The 21,063-nt window shown below is 53.7% G+C and carries 18 protein-coding genes; 7 read left to right on the forward strand and 11 right to left on the reverse strand.

Going from position 1 to position 21,063, the window contains the following annotated elements:
• Window positions 1-138: 138 nt before the first annotated feature.
• The 3 genes from KIH39_RS17680 (at window position 139) to KIH39_RS17690 (ending at window position 3,368) form a co-directional block, all read left to right on the forward strand.
• Window positions 139-1,674: a glycoside hydrolase family 16 protein gene (locus KIH39_RS17680; RefSeq protein WP_213494550.1), complete on the forward strand. Its 1,536-nt coding sequence runs from the start codon at window positions 139-141 to the stop codon at window positions 1,672-1,674.
• A gap of 159 nt (window positions 1,675-1,833) precedes the next feature.
• Window positions 1,834-2,325: a hypothetical protein gene (locus KIH39_RS17685; protein ID WP_213494551.1), complete on the forward strand. Its 492-nt coding sequence runs from the start codon at window positions 1,834-1,836 to the stop codon at window positions 2,323-2,325.
• Entirely contained in the window at window positions 2,310-3,368 is a 1,059-nt protein-coding gene (locus KIH39_RS17690; RefSeq protein ID WP_213494552.1) for a glycoside hydrolase family 16 protein, read from the forward strand. Before KIH39_RS17685 ends, KIH39_RS17690 begins: the two co-directional genes overlap by 16 nt.
• Before the next feature lie 156 nt (window positions 3,369-3,524).
• On the opposite strand, the gene hisH is transcribed toward KIH39_RS17690, so the two are convergent.
• From hisH to KIH39_RS17715, 5 genes are read right to left on the reverse strand one after another with little or no spacing between them, the layout of a single operon-like run.
• Window positions 3,525-4,136, reverse strand: a complete 612-nt coding sequence (gene hisH, locus KIH39_RS17695) for an imidazole glycerol phosphate synthase subunit HisH (RefSeq protein WP_213494554.1) — start codon at window positions 4,134-4,136, stop codon at window positions 3,525-3,527.
• A 4-nt stretch (window positions 4,137-4,140) separates the two neighbouring features.
• Window positions 4,141-5,268 carry a prepilin peptidase gene (locus tag KIH39_RS17700; RefSeq protein WP_213494556.1) on the reverse strand — a complete coding sequence of 376 codons (1,128 nt, stop codon included), beginning with the start codon at window positions 5,266-5,268 and terminating at the stop codon, window positions 4,141-4,143.
• Complete coding sequence (locus KIH39_RS17705; RefSeq protein ID WP_213494558.1) at window positions 5,229-5,774, reverse strand: shikimate kinase; 546 nt, start codon at window positions 5,772-5,774, stop codon at window positions 5,229-5,231. Before KIH39_RS17705 ends, KIH39_RS17700 begins: the two co-directional genes overlap by 40 nt.
• Complete coding sequence (locus KIH39_RS17710) at window positions 5,771-7,159, reverse strand: hypothetical protein (protein WP_213494559.1); 1,389 nt, start codon at window positions 7,157-7,159, stop codon at window positions 5,771-5,773. The genes KIH39_RS17705 and KIH39_RS17710 overlap by 4 nt, the downstream gene beginning before the upstream one ends.
• 12 nt (window positions 7,160-7,171) lie before the next feature.
• Entirely contained in the window at window positions 7,172-7,954 is a 783-nt protein-coding gene (locus tag KIH39_RS17715; protein ID WP_213494561.1) for a creatininase family protein, read from the reverse strand.
• A gap of 64 nt (window positions 7,955-8,018) precedes the next feature.
• Between KIH39_RS17715 and KIH39_RS17720 the strand changes: the two genes are divergently transcribed.
• On the forward strand, window positions 8,019-8,396 hold the full coding sequence (locus KIH39_RS17720; RefSeq protein WP_213494562.1) for a BON domain-containing protein: 378 nt from the start codon (window positions 8,019-8,021) through the stop codon (window positions 8,394-8,396).
• A 6-nt stretch (window positions 8,397-8,402) separates the two neighbouring features.
• Here KIH39_RS17720 and KIH39_RS17725 read toward each other — a convergent pair whose 3' ends face one another.
• The 4 genes from KIH39_RS17725 to abc-f form a co-directional block, all read right to left on the reverse strand.
• A complete protein-coding gene (locus KIH39_RS17725; protein WP_213494563.1) occupies window positions 8,403-9,230 on the reverse strand; it encodes a SirB1 family protein in 828 nt (275 codons plus the stop codon).
• 43 nt (window positions 9,231-9,273) lie between these two features.
• Window positions 9,274-10,692, reverse strand: coding sequence for a Gfo/Idh/MocA family protein (locus KIH39_RS17730; RefSeq protein WP_213494565.1), 1,419 nt, complete (start codon window positions 10,690-10,692; stop codon window positions 9,274-9,276).
• A 155-nt stretch (window positions 10,693-10,847) separates the two neighbouring features.
• On the reverse strand, window positions 10,848-11,540 hold the full coding sequence (locus tag KIH39_RS17735; protein WP_213494566.1) for a hypothetical protein: 693 nt from the start codon (window positions 11,538-11,540) through the stop codon (window positions 10,848-10,850).
• A 99-nt stretch (window positions 11,541-11,639) separates the two neighbouring features.
• Window positions 11,640-13,562 carry a ribosomal protection-like ABC-F family protein gene (gene abc-f, locus KIH39_RS17740; protein WP_213494567.1) on the reverse strand — a complete coding sequence of 641 codons (1,923 nt, stop codon included), beginning with the start codon at window positions 13,560-13,562 and terminating at the stop codon, window positions 11,640-11,642.
• A 183-nt stretch (window positions 13,563-13,745) separates the two neighbouring features.
• Between abc-f and KIH39_RS17745 the strand changes: the two genes are divergently transcribed.
• Together KIH39_RS17745 and KIH39_RS17750 are read left to right on the forward strand one after the other, a co-directional pair.
• A complete protein-coding gene (locus KIH39_RS17745) occupies window positions 13,746-14,492 on the forward strand; it encodes a glycosyltransferase family 2 protein (protein ID WP_213494568.1) in 747 nt (248 codons plus the stop codon).
• Window positions 14,489-15,931, forward strand: a complete 1,443-nt coding sequence (locus KIH39_RS17750; RefSeq protein WP_213494570.1) for an OmpH family outer membrane protein — start codon at window positions 14,489-14,491, stop codon at window positions 15,929-15,931. Before KIH39_RS17745 ends, KIH39_RS17750 begins: the two co-directional genes overlap by 4 nt.
• A gap of 2 nt (window positions 15,932-15,933) precedes the next feature.
• On the opposite strand, the gene KIH39_RS17755 is transcribed toward KIH39_RS17750, so the two are convergent.
• Window positions 15,934-16,584, reverse strand: coding sequence for a hypothetical protein (locus KIH39_RS17755; protein ID WP_213494571.1), 651 nt, complete (start codon window positions 16,582-16,584; stop codon window positions 15,934-15,936).
• A gap of 241 nt (window positions 16,585-16,825) precedes the next feature.
• On the opposite strand from KIH39_RS17755, the gene KIH39_RS17760 reads away from it, so the two are divergent.
• Window positions 16,826-18,268 carry a hypothetical protein gene (locus tag KIH39_RS17760; protein ID WP_213494572.1) on the forward strand — a complete coding sequence of 481 codons (1,443 nt, stop codon included), beginning with the start codon at window positions 16,826-16,828 and terminating at the stop codon, window positions 18,266-18,268.
• Window positions 18,269-18,360: 92 nt separating this feature from the next.
• Here the strand turns inward: KIH39_RS17760 and KIH39_RS17765 are convergent, their stop codons facing one another.
• Window positions 18,361-20,958, reverse strand: coding sequence for a WD40 repeat domain-containing protein (locus KIH39_RS17765; RefSeq protein WP_213494573.1), 2,598 nt, complete (start codon window positions 20,956-20,958; stop codon window positions 18,361-18,363).
• Window positions 20,959-21,063 lie beyond the last annotated feature (105 nt).

The raw sequence follows: 21,063 nt of genomic DNA on the forward strand, positions 1-21,063 counted from the left end.
ATTGCTGGATGCTCGGCCACCCGGTAGTGGAGATGCAGATTCGATTTGCTTGAAGATTCCCACCAGTTCTATTAAAACAATCTCAAATTCAATTTATCTTCGTAGCTTTTTCCATCAGTTTTTTTCGGGGAGTTAGCCATGAGATACCCACTCTTATGTTTGGCCTTATTATTCAATTTGTTCGCCTGCGTCGCCTTCGCTCAGGACGATGCCGTTGCCAAAAATCTCGATGCGGCCAAGGATCGCTACGACAAGGCACTGCGGGAGTGGTACACCTCGGTTAGCAATTGGCTCGACCAGCGTGAGGAAGCAGCCCGAAAAGAAAGCAACAATAAGACGGCCGAGTTGATCAAGTTGGATCGACAAGCTTTTCTGGACAAAGATGAAACTCCCGAATCATTACCGAATCCCCTCAAACAGGATATTTCCGACGCACGCAAGACTTTGATCGCGGCCTACGAAACGGCCATCAAAGAGTATACTAAAGCCTCTAAAGATACCGAAGCCACGGCCGTCGAGAAAGAACTGGCCGCATTCAAAGCGAAGATCGCGGTCAGTAATGGAGACCCCCTCCGTCGCAAGCTCAACGCAGCCAAGGCGACTTACATCTCCGAAATGGAAAAGTATCTGAACGCATCCCGGGACTGGTTCGAGCATCGGGAAGAGGCGGCTCGAAAAGACGGTAACAAAAAGCTCGTAGATCAGATAAAAGCCGAGTGGCTGCTTTTCCATGATAAGGGTGACTTGCCCAAATCGGCTCAGCCTCCTTTGAGCTTAAAAGCCAAGTCGCTCCGCACGGCCCTGGAGAACAGCTTCACGTCGGTCGTGAAAGAGTACAAGAAACTCAAGAAGGACGAACTGGCGACTGCGGCCGAGAAGGAGCTAAAGGAAGTTGCGAATTGGAAGCTGACGGTAGAGGCGGTGGCTGCGATCACGCGGGAAAACAACGAGGAAAAGATCCAGAAACAGTTGCGAGAGGAGATGAAACCGGCGGTTAAATTGCCCGAAGGTTACAAACTAGTTTGGAATGACGAATTCGACGGGACGAAAGTAGACGTTGAGAAATGGAATTTAAAAAGAGATAATTGGGTCGGACATCCGGTATCAAAAGATTCGATCTACCTGGATGGTAAGGGGCACATGATTCTGGAAATTAAGAAAATCAATCAGGCCGTGTTCGGCGGTTTAGCGATGTCTAATGGCAAATGGAAATATGGTTACTTCGAAACACGAATGCGAACCCAACAATTGAAAGGCCATTTTGCAGACTTTGCTTTACTAGGAGATCGTGTGGGATGGATTAGCATCTTTCACTATGTAAAAGCTCCTGAGGAACCGATTGGTGGTAAGACTATTCAGTTCAGCCATGCTAATGGTGGAACAACCAATTTTGTACCCAAGCTCGAAACTTATCTCAAGCAAATTTCCAGTATAAAGGCATTTCAAGGGATTGGAGAAGATTACCATATTCATTCTCTTCTCTGGACGGAAAAGGAATGCGTTTTCTACCTGAATGGCATTGAAATTCTTCGGGCACATGACCCCAAAATTAACGATGAATTGGCTATCGAACTGCTACTTTCGGAAGACAGGAACGATCTTGCAGCACAAGACAATCGTAAGCCTCCCTATCTGATGTCAGTCGACTACGTGCGGGTTTTTCAGAAGCCCTGAGCAATAAATGGGAGGGGGCGCTGAATTGGGAATGACGCACTGGCGGAGCCAGTGCCACGCAAAGTCTTTTTGGTTAATAGGTTATGACTATTATTCGTGTACACTGGCATAGCCATTGGCACGCAACTTTTTTCATCAGTTTTTTTCGGGGAGTTAGCCATGAGATACCCACTCTTATGTTTGGCCTTATTATTCAATTTGTTCGCCTGCGTTGCCTTCGCTCAGGACGATGCCGTTGCCAAAAATCTCGATGCGGCCAAAGATCGCTACGACAAGGCACTGCGGGAGTGGTACACCTCGGTTAGCAATTGGCTCGACCAGCGCGAGGAAGCAGCCCGAAAAGAAAGCAACAATAAGACGGCCGAGTTGATCAAGTTGGATCGACAAGCTTTTCTGGACAAAGATGAAACTCCCGAATCATTACCGAATCCCCTCAAACAGGATATTTCCGACGCACGCAAGACTTTGATCGCGGCCTACGAAACGGCCATCAAAGAGTATACTAAAGCCTCTAAAGATACCGAAGCCACGGCCGTCGAGAAAGAACTGGCCGCATTCAAAGCGAAGATCGCGGTCAGTAATGGAGACCCCTCCGTCGCAAGCTCAACGCAGCCAAGGCGACTTACATCTCCGAAATGGAAAAGTATCTGAACGCATCCCGGGACTGGTTCGAGCATCGGGAAGAGGCGGCTCGAAAAGACGGTAACAAAAAGCTCGTAGATCAGATAAAAGCCGAGTGGCTGCTTTTCCATGATAAGGGTGACTTGCCCAAATCGGCTCAGCCTCCTTTGAGCTTAAAAGCCAAGTCGCTCCGCACGGCCCTGGAGAACAGCTTCACGTCGGTCGTGAAAGAGTACAAGAAACTCAAGAAGGACGAACTGGCGACTGCGGCCGAGAAGGAGCTAAAGGAAGTTGCGAATTGGAAGCTGACGGTAGAGGCGGTGGCTGCGATCACGCGGGAAAACAACGAAGAGAAGATCCAGAAACAGTTGCGAGAGGAGATGAAACCGGCGGTTAAATTGCCCGAAGGTTACAAACTGGTTTGGAATGACGAATTCGATGGCACCAAAGTGGATGCTAGCAAATGGAACTCGGACAGGGACAATTGGAATGGACTTCCTCTTTCAAAAGATTCTGTCTATCTGGATGGAAAGGGGCATGCGAATATTGAGTTGAAGCGGGTGAACCAAACACTTTTCGGCGGATGTTTGACTTCAAAAGTTAAATGGAAATATGGTTATTTCGAAGCGAGGATGAGATCTCAACAACTTGATGGCCACTTTGTGGGCTTATCTTTGTTGAGTGAAGTCACAGATTGCATAGATATCTTCCACTACACAAAAGGCGCTGAACAACCCCTTGGTGGAATCGTCCTCAATTCGAGCCAACCTAACATGGGCAAAATTGACTATCTCCCCAAGTTAGCATCCTATGCCAAGCAAAATACCAAGCTAAAAGCCACTCAAGGACTCGGAGAAGACTACCATATTCACTCTTTACTTTGGACCGAAAAGGAATTCATCTTCTACTTGAACGGCATAGAAATTTATAGGACAGAAGCTGTAAAAATTATTAAAGAGTTAAAAGTAGAAATCCTTTTTGATGGAGTTCGATATGACCCTTCTGGTAATAGCGAGCGCAAGCCTCCCTATCTGACGTCAGTTGACTACGTGCGGGTTTTTCAGAAGCCCTGAGCAATAAATGGGAGGGGGCGCTGAATTGGGAATGACGCACTGGCGGAGCCAGTGCCACGCAAAGTCTTTTTGGTTAATAGGTTATGACTATTATTCGTGTACACTGGCAGTGCCACGCAAGTCTTTGTTTGGTAATAGTTTAAAACTAGATTTCGTTCACATCTCGGCGAAGTTTTGCAGCATCTTCAAACCGACGTTTTGACTCTTCTCCGGGTGGAACTGCGTGGCAAACAGGTTATCCCGCCAGATCGCCGAGGTAAACGGCTTCGGGTAACAGGTCTCGGTGATCGTCAAATCATCTTCCATCGGCTTCACATAATAGGAATGCACGAAGTAGACATCGGGCTCGGGTGGAAGGCCTTGGAACAACGGACAATTTCGCAGGATCTTGATCTGATTCCAACCCATATGCGGCACTTTTAAGCCCGGCTCGGCTGCAAAACGCACGACCTCGCCCGGGAAGATATCCAGACCGGCGTGCAGGCCATCCTCGCTACTGCGCGTGAAAAGCATCTGAAAACCTAGGCAAATGCCCAGAAACAACCGGCCCTCGGCAATATGCTCGTCGATGAGTTGATCGAGCCCCGTTTCGCGCAGCTTGGCGATGGCATCCTTGAAGGCTCCCACGCCGGGCAGTACCAGCTTTTCCGCTTCGGCTAACTCATTCAGGTCGGAAGTGACCACCGCCTCGTGCCCGACCCGCTCGAACGCTTTCTGGACACTGCGGAGATTAGCCATTCCGTAATCGACAATCGCAATTTTCGCCATGCTCTTACTTTCCCGCCGGCTCTTCGGGCCCCCGATTCAACACGAATGTCACCAGAGGCGTGATGACCAGAATGCCGCCCGACATAAACACTGCCAAGGCTCCCAGAATGAAGGGAGAGAACAGAATGTCCTGAAGTTCACGCCCCAGCCAACGCCAACTGAACCAGGTGATCAAAGTCCCGAGCACTAACCCCGGCCCGAACGGAAATCCCTCCTCCTGATCCTTCTTCTTGAAGATTTCCAGTGGCAAATTGATGAACAGTGCCGCCAGACAGCCGACGAAGAAGCTGATAATGGTCATCTGCCAGCCGAGGAAGGCCCCAACCATCATCATCAGATCGGCATCGCCCAGCCCCAAGGGTTCCCGGCCCAGCACAATCATAAACAGAAAACGCACGGCCCGGACAAAGAACATCCCCGCCAGAGCCCCGGCCAGAGCATTCGCCAGACCGAGTTGAATACTGCCCGGGGGCAGAAATTCGGGCAGCGGCCCCCAAACCGGCCACGCAGTCAGCCCGGCCGGGATCAGGCCGTGCAGTTCCGGCATGAACCAACCCTGATTGTTCGGCAGGCCCGCGGCCACCATTGGATTATTCGGCCAGGGCCAGGGGAGCAGAGTCGTGAAGATCAGGCCGAAGACAGTGCCCGGGAGGGTGACCGTCAGCGGAATCAGCTTGTGGTCAATATCGCACCAGGTGGCCACGATGAGATAGCTGAGGAACAGGGCATCCCGAACGAACAGAACCAGCATCTGCCAGGGGATATCGCCATGTTCCAGACGATATTTGTGAGTTTTGATGAAGGGAATACCTTCAACGTTCCAGTGAAATTCGACATAGAAAAGCAGCGCGAATAGAGTGCCGGTCATCAACTCGATCCACATATACCGGCTGGAATAGGGCACGCCGCAATGACGGCACTTACCGCGCGAGATAATGTAGGAGAGTACCGGGATGTTGCTCCAGCCGCGCAGCGGCGTCAGGCAGTTCATGCAGCGTGAACCGGGCCAGAGAATGCTCTTTTCCAGCGGCAGCCGATAGATGCAGACGTTCAGCAGGCTACCGATGATGGTGCCCAGAACGAAAGCGCAAATCAGGAAATAGGGTTCGAAGACGAAAAGCGGGAATCCCATGCTTCCAGAATAGCAGCGGCAACGCGGTCCGGGAATAAGGAGTCACATGAAATTTGAAGATCGGCCAATTGTGTGTAGAGCGGCGTGCGAATATCCAGCATTTGCTGAATTTCGGACAATCCGCCGCCAGCAAGGTTCGGCCGACGGTCCGCTGTGGTCATATCGGCGTGAATCCGGCCGAATAACGTCTCCGGGCTGGCACTCAGCCAGACCACGAAGCCGGTATTCTTCATAATTTTCCGATTTTCTTCCCGGAGAACGATGCCGCCGCCGGTGGAGATGACCGTTTTGTGTTCCCGGCTCAGTTCGAGAAGATTTTCCGACTCCCGATCGCGAAAGGCCGGCTCGCCCTGTGCGGCGAAGTATTCCCGAATCGTCGTCTGGTGCTTCTGTTCGAAAAGGGTATCGGCATCGACATAGCGCCAATTCAAATGCTGCGCCAGAAGGGGGCCGACCGTGCTTTTGCCCGAGCCGCGATAACCGATGAGATAAATGCGATCCTTCATACCACGGCTCCCGCAAGGATGCCCGCTTCGCCCGGAACGGCCAGAAAAGGAGTCTGGCAGTTCTCGCAGGTGATCAATCGCTGCTTCCAGAGGAGTTCGTGGTAAGCGTCCTTCTCCTGCTGCTGATAATACTCGACATAATGCTGGAACGTTTCAAAGTAGTAGTCGGTCCAGGAGTGCAATTTGCGAACAATTTCCTTGGGAACTTTGGGAGAGACGGTGAACTTGACATCGTCGATTTTCTTCTTGTCGAAAAACAGCCCTTCTTCGCAAAGCACAATGGCATGTTCAGCCGTTCCACCCAGAGCTTCCGAGCGCTGAATCATCATCAACAGATCGGGTTCCTTGAGGAGGATCTGGGAGAGTTCGCCTTCCGTCCCTGCCAGCGAGAAGACCGTTTCGACTTCGCCGAGGGTCTTCCAGTCGTAGACTTTGCCTCGTTTCCAGAGCGTGTAAAGGTTCCAGAGTCCCGATTCATTTTCGCTGGCGATGGCCTGACCCAGACTGGGGTAGAGTTTTCCCATCAAATGCAATTTTCGCGGCTGCCAGCCGACTTCGAACCATTTCTGGCAGAGCAGGACGCGCAGCCGGACGCGAACTTCGCGGTCTTCGGTCGCGCGGGGCAGCATCTGCAGTACTTCATCCGCATAAGCTAGCGGCAATTCTCCTGAAGCGACCGAGGCAATGTGATCGAGGAGGCGCAGGACTAACGCAACTGCAGTGATATCCTCGACCTGCAGCATCCGCAGCGTGCTGGATACCATCAGCCGGTACATCCGGGTGTTGCCGTTCTCCTCCATGCGGGAGTTGACGGCATTGGCACAGATTTTTGTCTGTCGCAGAATTTCCCCGAAGCGGACAATCGGCATCCGCTGGTGCGATTCAAACAGACAGATCTCATAGACCATGGCCATTTGCTTGACGTTGAAAGCATTGGCGTGAAACTGCGGGGCGGCCTCTTCCCAGAAGGCTTCCACCAGTTCCTGATCCTGGTCGATTTTCTTATCAGCGCGGTTATTGATGAGCCACAGGGGAACCGCCGACACGATCAGACTGATGAGGATCAGCACGACGTGATTGCCATGAATATTCGAAATGAATAAGGCCAGCAGCAGACCAGCGATCAGGACCGGCATCGTCGTGAGCCAGATGTAGGCCCGAGAGGATAATTCGCTGACCAGCACCATACGCTTGGGTCGATTGTCGCCAGGGTATTCGAGCAGATAGCGGTCGTAGAAATAGGTTTCGTCCTTGCGGAGTTCCCAATTGGTCCAGACGATACGGTCGCCCTCGCGCAGTACGCTGGGAGGTACGGCGGCCTCCACCAGCACGGCTTCGCGGGCGCACTTCGGACAGACCGTAATTTGGCGAACGGGATACGGCATCTATTCAATCAGTTAGGCGATTCGCATCCGCTGGAGCGGAGAATCAGTTGAAGGCAGCGGTCTTCGAAGAAGGGCTTCGACCACTTCCCCGAGCCGTTTCACAGCGGCTTCCAGCAGGGCTTTACCGGTCTCGGCCGTGGCGAATTCCGGATAGCCGACGGCTCCCTGCCGGGTGCACTGGCTCATATCCTCGGCTACGTAAACACCCCGGCAGGCCTCGTCGCGGTATCGGGTGTCGTCGTTGCGGATGCGATCGGTTCGCACCAGATCGGGACGAAGAGCCATAATCATCGAGGTTTCGTACTCGCAGGCGTGGCCCATCTTTCGGCGCGGCCCCTGCCCCAACTCGGCGAATTCCGCCTCGGCCACTTCCCAGTAGGTGGCCGCCGTCATCAGTCGGTCGGGGAATTCCGGTTGCAGCCGTTGCAAAGCCACCTTCATCGTATCGATGTTCCCGCCATGCCCGTTGAGGATCATAATTCGGGTGAACTGACTCTTCAGGACGGAACGAATCAAGTCGCCCACCAGATCGATATGGCGATCAACCTGCGCCGAGAGTGTTCCGCCAAACGGCAGATGGTGATCGCTGGCTCCCAGCCATTGCGTCGGCAGCAGGAGCACCTTTGCCTGCAAGGCGCGTTCCAAACCCTCGGCAATAGCCGTCGTCAGAATCGTATCTGTAAAAACCGGCAAATGCAAACTGTGCTGCTCGCAGGCGGCTATAGGGATAACCACCACCACCCCGTCGCACGGGATCTCCTGAATATCGGGCCAGGTCAGATCGACGAAACGCATGTGCTAATTCCTTTCGCTTTTCCGCTCCAAGGAATAACATAGGGACAGGGAAAGGATTTCGAATATGAAGAATTGTTGGCCATTACTCGCACTCCTCTTTTGTGCCGGCTGCAATCGCAACGATGTGGAAATCGTGATCAAAATCGGTTCTATCGTCTCCGAACGGACCAACGCCGTTCTCGAAAAAACTCCTCGTTTGAATAATCCCCTTCAAGCAAAACTTAGCAAAAAAGAGCGGGTAAAAATCCGCTTAGAATCGGAAAAGGCTCTGGCCAATTGCAATTTCGAAGTCTTCGAGACCGAACGAGGTGTGCGAATTAAGGGCGAGGTTCCGGACGAAGCCTGCAAGTCGACTGCTCTCGATCTGTCCCGGGGCACGGTGGGTGTGGAAGAGGTGGAAGACGAATTGACGGTAGTGAGCAAATCTTCGGATTCGAAGTGAATCTTATCAGTTCCACTTGGCGACCATGGAGGTCGCCTGGTTCAGTATTTTGCTGATCGCCTGGGCGTCGCTGGCCCCGGGTACCAATTCCAGATATTGCTTCAAATTATCGATGGCCGCCCCGTAACGAAGCAGTTGCACCTGACACAGCCCGAGATCTCGCTTCTGATGCGGATCGGCCGGTAGGAGAATCTTCAGCCGTTCGATGACTCGGCCGCAGCGGAGGAAATCTCCCTTTTCGAGATAGATTCCCTTCAGGTTGTTCAGCATTCGGACCACGATTTCGCCGGGTAAGGCGGTTTGGAAAGTGTCCTGAGTCACCGTGAAGGGCTTACCGGTAATCCGCTCGATCAACTGTTCGCACTCGGTAATGTCGAGTATCCGGCCGTCGTTGAACGGATCGAAAAATATAATTTCGTCCTCGTATTGAGCTCGGGCAATGAAATGTCCGGGCAACGCCACCCCGAGAATGTTCATCCCGGCCCGCTGTCCGACGCTGATGGCCAGCGCTGAGAGAGTGATCGGAATGCCTAGCTTCCGATGCATCACTTCGTTCATGTAGCTGTTGCGAGGGTCGTAATAGTCTTCCTGGTTGCCGGTGAAACCGAGTTCCCCGAAGAGAAACTGGCAGAGTTCCAGGACTTTGGTTTCGAGGGAGTGCACGCCGCGCAATCGGGGCCGGAGCGTCGCCGCGTAGGTGTCCAGACGTTCCACCAGCGGGTGCACATCCAGATTGGGATATTCGTCGGTCGATAGAAGTAGATTGATCTCCGTCACATCGACGGGAGTTTCCGGCTCATCGGCGAGCAAATGCAGAAGGGGTTCAAGATTCATTTAAGGGGTTGGCGCGACTTGTATCGCGCCAACCTTTCACAGTTTAGACTAACGGATCGATCTCCCATCCCTTGCGGGCGGCGAGCTTGATGTACTGGGCGGCTTCGGGGCAATTGGTGCAGGTCAGCTTTTCCGCATCCCACTGCAGCGGCTTGCCGGTACGAATCGCCACGTTGCCCAGCAGAATGGCTTCGGTCAGAAGGCCCGCATAGTCGAAGTTGGAGAAAGCCAATTCGGGTTTGCTCGCCTTGATCGCTTCAATCCATTCTTTCTTCTGACCATCGTCGCCGCCGTTGTTCTTGGTCAACTTCTCAGGAGTCCTGAGATTCATGCCCTGAAACTCCGCTTCGGGGAAGATGTGGAAATCGGCACCGTAGTCGTTCGGGGAATAGAGAATTCCCTTGTCGCCGACGATGATCGAGCCGCTATCCACCAGCTTTTCATTCGGACGGAGAACTTTGGCCAGAAGATCGGCGGGAGGCAGAACCTTGTTGCCCGAGTTCTTATTATCCTTGTCGATATTCTTCTTGCCTTCGTACCAGTTGAAGGTGATCGGTCCGCGACTTCCAACCGCGGGGAACTCGAACTTGATCTGCGCCCATGAGGGGCAAGTTTCGGGGTTCACATCGCCCGCTTCAGCGACGATGCTGGTCGGCGAGGTCAGCTTCAAGCCCATGAACGCCAGGTTGGCGGTGTGGCAGGCCATATCGCCCAGGGCACCGGTTCCGAAATCCCACCAGCCACGCCAGTTGAAAGGGTGATAGCCGGGAGCGTATTCGCGATCGGATGCTGGCCCAAGGAAGAGATCCCAGTGGACCGTATCAGGAACGGGGGTTTTGCCCAATCGAGCAGTCACCCAGGGAGCTTGCGGCCAGATAGGACGGTTGGTCCAGACGTGAACTTCGGTGACTTTACCGAGTTTACCTTCCTGGATCAATTCGACGCCGCGACGCAGAACATTGGCCGCCGTTCCCTGGTTGCCCATCTGGGTGCAGACACCATGCTTTTTGGCTAGAAGTCGCATCTGGCGAGCTTCGAAGACGCTGTGGGCCAATGGCTTCTGGCAGTAAACATGCTTCTTCATGTTGATGGCCGTGAGGCTGGCCAGAGCATGCGTGTGGTCGGGAGTACTGACCGTCACGGCATCGATATCCTTGCCCATTTCGTCGAGCATTTTGCGGAAATCGTTATATTTTTTGGCGCTGGGGAACTTGTCCGAAGCGCCGCCGAGGTGACCACCGGTTTCATCGATATCGCACAGAGCGACAACTTCGCTGAGTTTGCCAGCTTGTTCGATATCGCTGCGGCCCTTGCCACCAACGCCGATACCGGCCAAATGAACTTTACCATTAGGTCCGCTGGCCGCGCGAGCAGCGGAGTTAGCGTTTGCCGTTAAAAAGTAGCCCAGTCCGGCGGCCGTGGTGCCGACGAAGGACCGTCGATCAATGTGCTCAAAAACCATGGAGAGAGCTCCTGACAAAAGGTGGGATAATTGAGGTGTAATCTATGCCAACGGAGAGTTCGTTGCAACAAAAAAGCCCGAGTACCCGGCGCAAATTGTTGCTCGAGTCCGTTAAAACAAGGTGCATTTGTCAACGAAAAGTCATCGTCCCGACTTCAGCTCAGGAATTCGACTTTGCTGATCATCTCGGGAAAAAGGCGTTGCGTCCAAGGGCTTTGGCCCGGTATCAGCGCGACGTAAGCTGTCGGAATCTGATCGATTTTGGGGAACAGCCGCGGCGAAGCCCAGTTCCCCAGCCGATGAATCGATTGAGTTGGGCGCCGCTGGTCAGAAAGTAGACAATCGGCCGGGTCGTCAAACAGCGCGCAGGTCCCCAGAGCAGAGGGATAGAGCATCGTGAGTAATTCTTGGCCCAGCTGAGCGTTATTTTCGATTCCGACCAGGTGAAAGAGACCTTGAGTACCGGTCTGAGGCTGTATGATTCGGACCCGCCAGTCATCCGCCACTTCGAGAAGCTGTACCAGTCTCCTGAGCATTCGAGTATAGATGGCCGCGGCGTTCAGCCGCGCCTGGAAATGAGGAATGGCCCGGGCCATCCGGCGGGCAACCAGCGAATGCACCAACCGGTTTTCGGCCTCGACGACCAAAACGCGCAGCCGTTTGGCCTGAAGTTGAATCAACTCGGAAACGTATGCGGTTTCCTCGAGATCGCACAGTGATCCCTGAGGTAGGAGATAATTCAATTCCTGCAGGATTTCGCGCACTTCATAAAGTGAGGAGGCTTCAAAGTTGACAGCTTTCGAGGAGGGGGCAAAATAGGAGTCGCGAGCAACTGATGCCAGTTCCATGCGGTTCATCCCTGAATCGAGCGTGCGAGTTCCACCTCATAGCCGCCGTGCGAGGTGTTGAAGCACTATCTAACCATATTCCAATCGTCTTTGGAAGTGCTAATTCAATTCCATGGCTTCTTCGAGATGTTCATAAAGTCTTTGCAATTGGACCTTAGTGTCTTCCGCGTCCTGCAAAGTCTCCTTCATGCGGTTGGCGTCGCGGTAAAGATCGGCGGAATTCAAAGCCGTCTCGATCTCGGCCGAGCGGATTTCCAGTTCCAGAATCTCCGCTTCCAGCTCTTCCACTTTGCGATAGGGGAACTTTCGCTTTTTCTTGGTCGGTTTGGCAGGGTTAGCGTTATTGACGGCGGCCGGCTTATTCTTGGCCGCTTCCCGGGCGACTTTCCGCTCGGCTTCCTCCTTGGCGGCCGCTTCGCGGTTGGCCCGGAGTAGTTCGTAGGTGTCGTAGTTGCCATAGACGACTTCGACGCGGCCCGGCTCCATGACCAGCAGAATATCGGAGACGCGATTGAGGAAGTAGCGATCGTGGCTGACCACGATTACCGTGCCTTCAAAAGCTAACACGGCCTCTTCGAGCGCTTCGCAGGCCCAGATATCGAGGTGGTTGGTCGGTTCGTCCAGAATCAGCACGTTCGCACCGAGTACGACGAGCCGGGCCATCGCGGTACGACTTTTTTCACCGCCACTGCATTCGCGAACCGGTTGTTCGATGATCCTTCCGGACAAGCCGAAGCGGCCGAGCAGATCGCGCATCTTTTGCTCGGTCATACTGGGGTCGCCTTCGGGCCAGGCCGCCTGCATGATCGATTTGTTTTCGTCGAGGAGCTTCAGGTGCTGATCGAGATAGCCTAACTCGGTGAGGGCTCCTTTTTTGACCCGTCCTTCGGTCGGTTTTTCTTCGCCGAGGAGGATTTTCAGAAGTGTGGTTTTGCCGCAGCCGTTGGGCCCCATGATGCCGAGCCGTTTGCCGCGCTGCAGATCGAAGCTGAGATCAGTAAAGAGTCGCTTCTCGCCAAAGGCTTTGCCGACATTTTCGACCTGGAAGATGATGTCGCCAGCGCGCACGACCGGTCCGAAGCGCATATCGGGTGCGGTGATTTTGGTGGGAGCCTCAAAGCGTTCGATCTTGTCGAGCTTCTTCATTCGCGACTGAGCGGTGCGGGCCATCTGCCCATAGTGAATGCGGCGAATGTACTCCTCTTCTTTTTCGATGTACTCCTTCTGAGCTTCGAACTCCTTGAGCTGACGCTCGTAGGTTTCTTCGCGGAGACGCATGTACTGCTGGAAGTTGCCGGGATAGCTGGTGATCTTGCGATTGTGCAGTTCGAAGATCTTGTTGACGACCTTGTTGAGGAAATAGCGGTCGTGGCTGACAACGATCATCGCTTGTTGCTGCTGGGAAAGGTAATCTTCCAACCAGCGGGTGGTGTCGATGTCGAGGTGGTTGCTCGGTTCGTCGAGCAGCATGATATCGGGGCTGGCGAGCAAAAGCTTCGCCAGGAGCAGGCGTCTTTGCTGGCCGCCGGAAAAAGTTCGAACATCGCGGTTGTAATCGACGGTGTTGAAGCCCAGACCGCCGAGCACGGTTTCGACTTTGTGGTCGAGGGCGTAGGCGTCGTTGTGGTGCAGTTGTTCGTTGAGCCGTTCGTAGCGGGCTTCGAGGACTTTCTGTTCCTGGGGATCGTTGACGCCGGACATCTTCTCAGCGACGCGCACCAGTTCTTCCTGAGCTTTCAGCAATTTGGCAAAAGCCGACTGGGCTTCGGCAAAGAGCGTGCGGCCCGGAGCAAACTCCGCGACCTGATCGAGGATGACTGCCTCGGCCCCGGCGTGGAAGCGCACATCGCCGGAATCCGGAGAATCCTGACCGGAGAGAATCCGCATCAGAGTCGTCTTGCCGGCGCCGTTGGGGCCGACCAGTCCAATGCGGTCTCCATGGAAGACCTCGAAACTGACTTCATCGAACAATTGGCCGCGGTCGTAAGCCCGGCTCAGATTGTTCACACTCATCAAAAGCATCGGCGAATCCTTCAAGGGCATCAGAAATTATAGAAAAGTGTCTGGCATCTGGTGTGCTGGAGAGATTCTTAAGTATTGGCAATTCCGAAATTTCTGGGGTTTGAATGACAATTTCGTGTAAGAGATTTGTCTTTTCAATGAAAGTGCCCTTAGAATTCGGTATCTTCACGTGGAGGTTAAATCGTGCGATACCTGACCGCCATACCGATTTACAATGAAGAAAAGACTCTCCGGAACGTGCTGCGCGAGGTTCGCCGCTATGCTTCCGAGATTCTGGTTATCAACGACGGTTCGACCGATTCGACAGGTGAACTGCTCCGTTCCGAATCCGATCTGCATGTCGTCACTCATGCCCGGAATCTCGGGTACGGGGCGGCCTTGGTCAGCGCCTTCGGGTATGCCATTGCGCACCGTTACGATGTGCTGGTCACCATGGATTGCGACGGCCAGCACGAACCCTCCCGCATTCCGGTTCTACTGGAAGCGATAGACCAGTGCGATATCGTTTCCGGCAGCCGTTATCTTCGCGATTTCCGCCAGGATACGCTGGCCCCGAGCGATCGCCGGTATATCAATGAGACGATTACGGAAGAGTTGAATCAGAAATTCCAATTGAACCTCACCGATTCCTTCTGCGGTTTCAAGGCTTACCGTCGGGATGCCCTGGAAATGCTGCGGATTACCGAGCGCGGTTGGGGCATGCCGTTGCAACTGTGGGTGCAAGCGGCCCGTCAGAAACTGCGAATTAAAGAAATTGCCGTGCCCCGACTTTATCTCGACCCGAATCGGGCCTTCGGTGGTGTTCTGAACGATAGCCAGGCGCGCCTGCAATACTATCGGGATATAATTGCCCGAGCGGAACGGGATTGCCTGCCACCCAATCTCTGCACCGACTTCCTGGAATTGATGTCTATGGAAAACTGTCTGTGAACCAGCGGGAACTCTATCGCGCCCCTAAAGAACATGGAAAGATTCTCGAAATTCCGTCTGGTGCCCAGTACCCTTCTTTGATCGCGTCGAATCTCCAGCGGCTTGAAACTTCCCCGTTGGAGATCGACCATACTCCCCTGGCGGATTTTCGAAAAAAGGCTCGTCAGGAAGCTCTGGTAGCCGCGAAAAATTATCATCAAGCGCTCGGCGAACCGTTGCCCGCAATCGAATTCGATCAACTCCTGGTGGCGGGTCATCAGCCCGAATTGTTTCATGCCGGGGTTTGGATCAAAAACTTCGCCTTGAACAAAATCGCCCGGGAAAATCAGCTGGTTCCCCTGAATCTCATTGTTGATACCGATCTGGTGAAATCGACGGTGCTGGCCGTGCCCGAAGCCATCGCAGGGGGCTACAAATCGGTGGCGGTGCCGTTCGATGAAGCTCGCTCTGGCCGCATCTACGAGGGAAGTCATATCTGCAAACCGGAACTGTTCCGGCAAGTGCCGCACGAAGTCGACAAGATTCTGGGACCGAAAGCCGACCGACTTCTGAATCGCTATTGGGCTCGAGAAACGACCGACTTAACTACTGCCTTGACGGCACCGCGTCGGCAGGCCGAACGGGATTGGGGCTGCCATAACTGGGAACTGCCGATCAGCCAGTTGTCGCAGACGCCGAGCTTTCTGAAGTTCGTTCGTTACCTGCTGAACGATCTGGAGAATTTTCGCTCGATTTACAATCAGGTAGTTTTGGACTATCGGAGGAAGTATAAGCTTCGCAGCGAGAATCACCCTGTACCGCTTTTGGGACAAAAGGGCGCAGCTCTCGAAACTCCCTTCTGGTGCATCGACCCAAAAGCCAATAATCGACAGAGTTATTTTCACTCGCCGGAAAGTTCCGTCGATCCCAAGTATCTTCGCTCCAAGGCGTTGATTACAACGCTTTACGCCCGAGTTTTCCTCGGGGCGGGTTTCATTCATGGCATCGGCGGCGGCAAATACGACGAAGTAACCGACGCTCTCATTGAACGCTGGCTGGGAATAGAAGCTCCCGGTTATGGCGTGGTGAGTGCGACCGTTCACCTGCCGCTCGACTGGCAGAAAATTGAAGGGGACCGGATCCAAAACATCGGCCGACAAATCCGGGACCTGACTTGGAACCCCCAACGACACTTGGCGGAGGATGGCCGGACGCAAAAGAAGCAGGAGTTAATTGCCGCCGAGCCTACCGGAAAGGCGGAGCGTCGCAAGTGGTTCCGAGAGTTGCAAGAGATTACGGGCGAGTTGCGGCAACCGTTACTGGGAGAGATTGAGAAGAAAGAATCCGAGCGAAGCAAGGTGGAACATCAACTGGCCATTCAGAAAGTGGCTTTGAGCCGGGAATACAGTTGGGTGTTATTCCCGGAATCTGTTTTGAAACCGATTATGCAAAACGTTTGAGCTTATTTTTTGAAGTGGGCCGCAACCGCGTCTTCAATCGCTTTGAGGTCTTCTTCGGTCGGTCCTTTGTCGGCAGCAAATTTCCAACGCTGAATCACTTTAAGCCGGTCGTAGAAAATGACCGTGATGTCGTCCCCTTCGCCAATACCGTAGGCGGTGACTTTATCATCCGGCACCGTTTTTTCGCCCTTCACAACGGTGGCTTCGGCCAGACCCATGGGAATATTCTTGAGGATTACCTGTCGGCCAAAGTTGGCGACTTCGGCAATTTTGGTCTCGCGAGTCTGATCGTCCTCATAAAGCTGTTTCAGACCCAGGAAAATTACAAAACTTCCCAGACGCTTGGTGGTGTACTTCTGAACAAGTTCGTCCTGTTTTTTCAGCAGCCCGACCAAAGGAGCATTAGCATCCTTGGGAATGGAACGGGAAAATGTAGCGATTACAGGATTTAATCCGTTTTCGCAGACCGGGCAATGCAGTTTGCCGGTCCGGTTCTTCTCATCGTTCAGAGGGAAGCGTTCATCGCGAACGATATAGGCCCGGAACCCGCCGTTGAGTTTGGTCGAGTCGCCCTCGGCCGGCGGCTGGGCTTCCAGCGGCGTGCAGATCAGGCCAACGACCAGACAGAATAAGATCCTACGAATGGACTTCATAACATTTCCCCAATGGTGGATTCTCTTTCAGAATGACGGTTTCGGGGGCCGTCGTCAAGCGATGAAAAGAATCTGGCTCGCGGAGCCGCGAAGTGTCTACGTTAAAGCCCGTACAGTCGGCAGACTTTTGGTCCCGGACAACGAATACGCGTTAAAGCGAATTAGTAACTTGCGAATCCTGCCCCGGTTTCGTTAAGATTGTATAAATCATCCAGACTACGATATCGAGCGGGGTAACCTGATGGCATTTGCGTTCACCTGTCCGCATTGTGACTCCACCTTGCGAAGTTCCAAGGAAGTTGCCGAGGGGAAAAAGATTAGTTGTCCCAAGTGCGGTGGCCAATTCAAGATGTCGGAAGATCTGATTGTGGATGATAACGGAGACGAGGAAGATGCTCCTTCTAAACCGTCTGTTGCCAAAAAATCGGTGAAGAAAATTGCTAAGGATGAGGAAGCCCCCGAGCCCAAATCGGTACCCAAGCGACGCGTGCCGGAACTCGGTCCGGACGGACTGCCCAAGAAAAAGAAGAAGAAGAAAAAGAAGAAAAAGGGAGCCGGGCTCATCATCGGTGCGGCGGCAGTCGTTTCCTTGCTCTTCTTCGGGGTTTTCGGCTACATCGTTTACACGGTGGCGCTGAAAACCAGCATGGATGTGGCCGCGCTGGCTTTTGCACCGGCCTCCTCGGAGATTTTTGTTGGGTTGGAAGCCCAGGAAATCGTCAACAACGACCAGACGTCCAAACAGGCCAATCAGATTGTGATGGGGCTGACGACAGTCGATCTGGCCAAGTTAAAATCGGCGGGCGTTAACGAGGCCGATGTCGGCAAAATCCTGATCATGTCTAATGATCGCGAGTCGGTGACCGCCGTTCGCTTCGTCGTACCAGTTGAACCCGAAAAGTTGGCAACCAGTTTCGGAGCCGAGAAAGCGACCGAACAGGACAAAACCATTTACAAACTCAAGGATGCTCAAAAACGAGTTCTTTACTTTCCGGAAAAGGACCTCATGCTTTACATTCCGGAGAGCATGCTCAAAGGAGACATCCTGAAACGAGACATCAAGAAGTATCAACTCTCTGAAGATTCGGAGAGGTTGCTGAAAGTCTGCTGGACCGCCGATTTCTTCTGCGTGATGTCCAAAGGATGGGGGACGAGCGCCAATAATATCTTCAAAGGAATGAGACTGGATTCGGCCCCCCAGCCGGTGCAGATGGCTTACACAGTCCGAACGCAATCCGAACAGGTGGAAGTATCGATTCTCAGTCTGATGAGTTCCGCTGATGATGTCAAAAAGTTGCTCGGCAACGGCACCTACACGGATGAGCAGAAAACTCAGATCACTCGGGCGGGCAATCAAATCGGGGCCATGAGCAATGAGATTCGAAACATGATCAACGATCTGCTCGAGTACCGCGGTACCAGTCGGAGCGGCAATTTGGCCACGGAATACTTCAAGACCAATTACAAAAATGTCGTCGGGCTCGTAAATCGCTTCGCTGCCGGTGTTCCCGGAGGAGGCGGTAATTTGGGTGGCGGAGCGCCCCGAAATTCAGGTCCAGGTGCGCCGGGCGGACCTCCCGGTGGACCTCCTGGGGGGCCCCCGGGTGGTCCGCCCGCTGGCCCAGGACGACCCGGAGGCAAACCCGGACCAGGTGGACCGGGCGGACCGGGCGGTAATCAGTAAGTTCGCCGTTTTGAAAATTTCGCCGGGCTGGAATGCATATCCTGACTTTCCAGACTCAGCGAGGAAAAATGAGTTCGTTTAAGAAGAGATTTTCAATTCTGGCGTTCCAACGCCAGTCGTGCCATGAGCCCGGACCAGTCCGCCCCCTTCGCTAGCTCTCGCAGGTACTCCCAGGCTTCGGGGGTACCGATTTTCTCAACGCATTCCACCAGTCGCACTGCCAATATCTCATCGTTCGCCTGACGTGGAAAAATCGGCTGCTCCTGCATCTGCTTGAGCCATTCCCTTTCGTCCAGATCCCGGGATTCCTGCAACTTCTTTTCCAGCCATCCCGGCAAGATCGGAGTGAGTTTGACGAGCTCGGCATAAGCTTCCTGCCGGAGTCTATACTTGCGATCCTTCAATTGATTGTGCCACTGCGCCACCCGAACGGCATCCGGTCCGGGGTGCGGCTTGAAGTGGGTTTTGAAGTACTGGAGGGTCTCCGCGGGTTGATTTAAGGCGAAGCCCAACGCGGCGTACCAGCGAGTGGCGTCCTTTCCTTTCATGGCTTGATACATCTGATCGAAATTGGCGGGCGCAGGAGTCCGATAACGGGGAGACTGCGGATCGATATCCCAAAGTAGAATCACACCGCTTTCCAGAGCCGTGGCAAAGAAACGGGAATCGCCGGAAAACTCACAATCGTTCACCGAAGTGTTCTCTCCCGGTCGGCTATACAACCAGGAGCGCACGATTTTGCCCGTCACGATCTCGGTCATCTGGATTTTCTGTTCGCCTGCATCGATGCTCAAGCAATAGCGGCCGTCCCGGGTGAAGGCCGCGCATTGAAGGCTGGGAACCACCGGATTCCAGGTTCGACTGCTCTGCAGATCGATCAACCGGGCGGCGATCTCGTTATTGAACAGGGTGTTATTGAGATTGTTCAGAAATCGGCATTCCTTGCTGAAGGCTGCCCCGGGGCGTTTTTCGGCGGGGATTCTCTTCCCCGTTTCGGCATCGAAGTACAAGAGGGTATTCGGCTGAAGCAGACAGGCGATGATTTTTCCATCATTGCTGAATGAAAAATCGCGGAAGTTGACCCGGCTCATTTCCACATCCAGAAGCTTCGCGGAGTCGCCCCGCAAGACTGAAATCTTGCGATTCACAAAGTCCTGAAGCACGGCGGCCTGTCCATCGGCCGAGAGGACGATGGCCCCGGTATTCTCCGCTGGGAACTGACGGGTATTCAATCGCCGACCGCTGCGCAGATCGTAGTCGATTATCTGGTTCTCGGTCGTGATGGCGGCGAGTCGATTGCCTCCATCGATAAAATTGAAAGCATTGATCCCGCCATAAGGTTGCTGCGATTGTCTGGGGTGAAGATTCAGGTTGCTGTGAGTGCGAAACGTATAAGGGTTGCTGCCGCTTTCCCGTTCTTCCGCGAAATGGGATTTGGGCCGCCAGCTCCAGATTCGCAAATTCTGGCTAGCGGCGGAGACCAGAAGCGGAAGCGTGGGATGAAACTTGAGCGAGGAAATCGTTTCGGTATGCCCCGGATCGATCAGCTCCCTGCCCGTGGCCCTATCCAGAAAGCGGATCACGCGCCCCAACTCGGTTGCAAAGGCAATTTTTTTACGATCCGGCGTGAAGGTCATGCAGCTGACGTTGCCCGAACCGTTGGTATTCCACTGTTTCCAGATCGGCTTGAAGGACGGGAACTCCGAAAGGCACAAGGCCCCGGAGAGATCGACGAAGCAAATCTGCTTGTTGTCGATCATCGCGATGGGCACAAGATTCGTTCCATTATTCGCGTCCAACCGGGTGTCAAGTTGTTTGCGGACGATCACCCGACCCCGACCTGCCGGATCGCGGTGCGGATTCGCAATCACCTGAAAGCCCTCGGGATAGCGGACGACCAGACTTTCTTCATCGGGCGTGAAGAAAAAGTGCAGCGGCTCCGAATGGCAATTGTGGACGGCATAGCGAAGCCGCCTGTTAGTCTCCAGATCCCAGAAAACAAAATCATTCGTGAAAGTTTCAAAGCCCTGATCGCGCGTTTCGACCATCGCGGCGAATCGACCGGAGTACGACAGGCTGCGCAAGACGTTCCCGTTCCACAAAAGTCGCTGCTCGAGCTTTTGAATCTTAAGAGGGGGGCCTACAGTAATTTTGGAGACTTCAATGCGCCCGCCCGCTCCATTGGGCGCATTGAGAAGCTCCATTTTCAAACCTATTTTCCCGTTACCACTCAGCTCCATGAAGGAATTTCGGGGTTGGCTGTTGTCCTGGGACAGCAAATTCCGGGCTTTGCGGGTGCGCATATCGAACTGCAAGAGGTAGCCGGGTCCGTCGAGCGCCGTGAACACATAGCGGTCATCCAGGGAAGCTGCGACATGATTTCCCGAGAAGCCCATCCCTGGAAAGCCGATCTGGGATAGAGTTAAATTCTTGCCGGTTTTTGCATCGAACTGTTCGAGTGCCGTGCCCGAGGACATGAGATATTGACCGTTGTGGGTGAAAAGTAAAGACTGGGAGGAATTGGCCAGACGCCAGCGATTCGAACCGAGCCGGGCGATGGCCCCCTCGGGCAGGAGATCCCCCTGGGCATCGCGCAACCGCGGGATCGAGGGCGAATTCTTCCCATTCTCCCCTTGCGGGACAGGTGGAATAAAGAGGGTGTTTACTATTACAATTAGGCTGATAAACATACCTCCCTTTTTAACCGATCCCCTGCAAGAACCCAAGGACAAATCGGATTATTCCATCCTTGACGGTGTTGCTTGTTGGGCAATTTGGAGAATGGCGGTTGATCT

Origin of the sequence: Telmatocola sphagniphila, from assembly GCF_018398935.1 — a bacterium.
GTDB lineage: Bacteria > Planctomycetota > Planctomycetia > Gemmatales > Gemmataceae > Telmatocola > Telmatocola sphagniphila.

Coding starts and splice junctions, on each gene's coding strand:
- KIH39_RS17755 (WP_213494571.1), bottom strand. CDS start 16,584: ATGAAGTCCATTCGTAGGATCTTATTCTGTCTGGTCGTTGGCCTGATC.
- KIH39_RS17720 (WP_213494562.1), top strand. CDS start 8,019: ATGAAGAATTGTTGGCCATTACTCGCACTCCTCTTTTGTGCCGGCTGC.
- abc-f (WP_213494567.1), bottom strand. CDS start 13,562: ATGCTTTTGATGAGTGTGAACAATCTGAGCCGGGCTTACGACCGCGGC.
- KIH39_RS17685 (WP_213494551.1), top strand. CDS start 1,834: ATGAGATACCCACTCTTATGTTTGGCCTTATTATTCAATTTGTTCGCC.
- KIH39_RS17735 (WP_213494566.1), bottom strand. CDS start 11,540: ATGGAACTGGCATCAGTTGCTCGCGACTCCTATTTTGCCCCCTCCTCG.
- KIH39_RS17705 (WP_213494558.1), bottom strand. CDS start 5,774: ATGAAGGATCGCATTTATCTCATCGGTTATCGCGGCTCGGGCAAAAGC.
- KIH39_RS17700 (WP_213494556.1), bottom strand. CDS start 5,268: ATGGGATTCCCGCTTTTCGTCTTCGAACCCTATTTCCTGATTTGCGCT.
- KIH39_RS17690 (WP_213494552.1), top strand. CDS start 2,310: ATGGAAAAGTATCTGAACGCATCCCGGGACTGGTTCGAGCATCGGGAA.
- KIH39_RS17710 (WP_213494559.1), bottom strand. CDS start 7,159: ATGCCGTATCCCGTTCGCCAAATTACGGTCTGTCCGAAGTGCGCCCGC.
- KIH39_RS17680 (WP_213494550.1), top strand. CDS start 139: ATGAGATACCCACTCTTATGTTTGGCCTTATTATTCAATTTGTTCGCC.
- KIH39_RS17765 (WP_213494573.1), bottom strand. CDS start 20,958: ATGTTTATCAGCCTAATTGTAATAGTAAACACCCTCTTTATTCCACCT.
- KIH39_RS17760 (WP_213494572.1), top strand. CDS start 16,826: ATGGCATTTGCGTTCACCTGTCCGCATTGTGACTCCACCTTGCGAAGT.
- KIH39_RS17730 (WP_213494565.1), bottom strand. CDS start 10,692: ATGGTTTTTGAGCACATTGATCGACGGTCCTTCGTCGGCACCACGGCC.
- hisH (WP_213494554.1), bottom strand. CDS start 4,136: ATGGCGAAAATTGCGATTGTCGATTACGGAATGGCTAATCTCCGCAGT.
- KIH39_RS17725 (WP_213494563.1), bottom strand. CDS start 9,230: ATGAATCTTGAACCCCTTCTGCATTTGCTCGCCGATGAGCCGGAAACT.
- KIH39_RS17715 (WP_213494561.1), bottom strand. CDS start 7,954: ATGCGTTTCGTCGATCTGACCTGGCCCGATATTCAGGAGATCCCGTGC.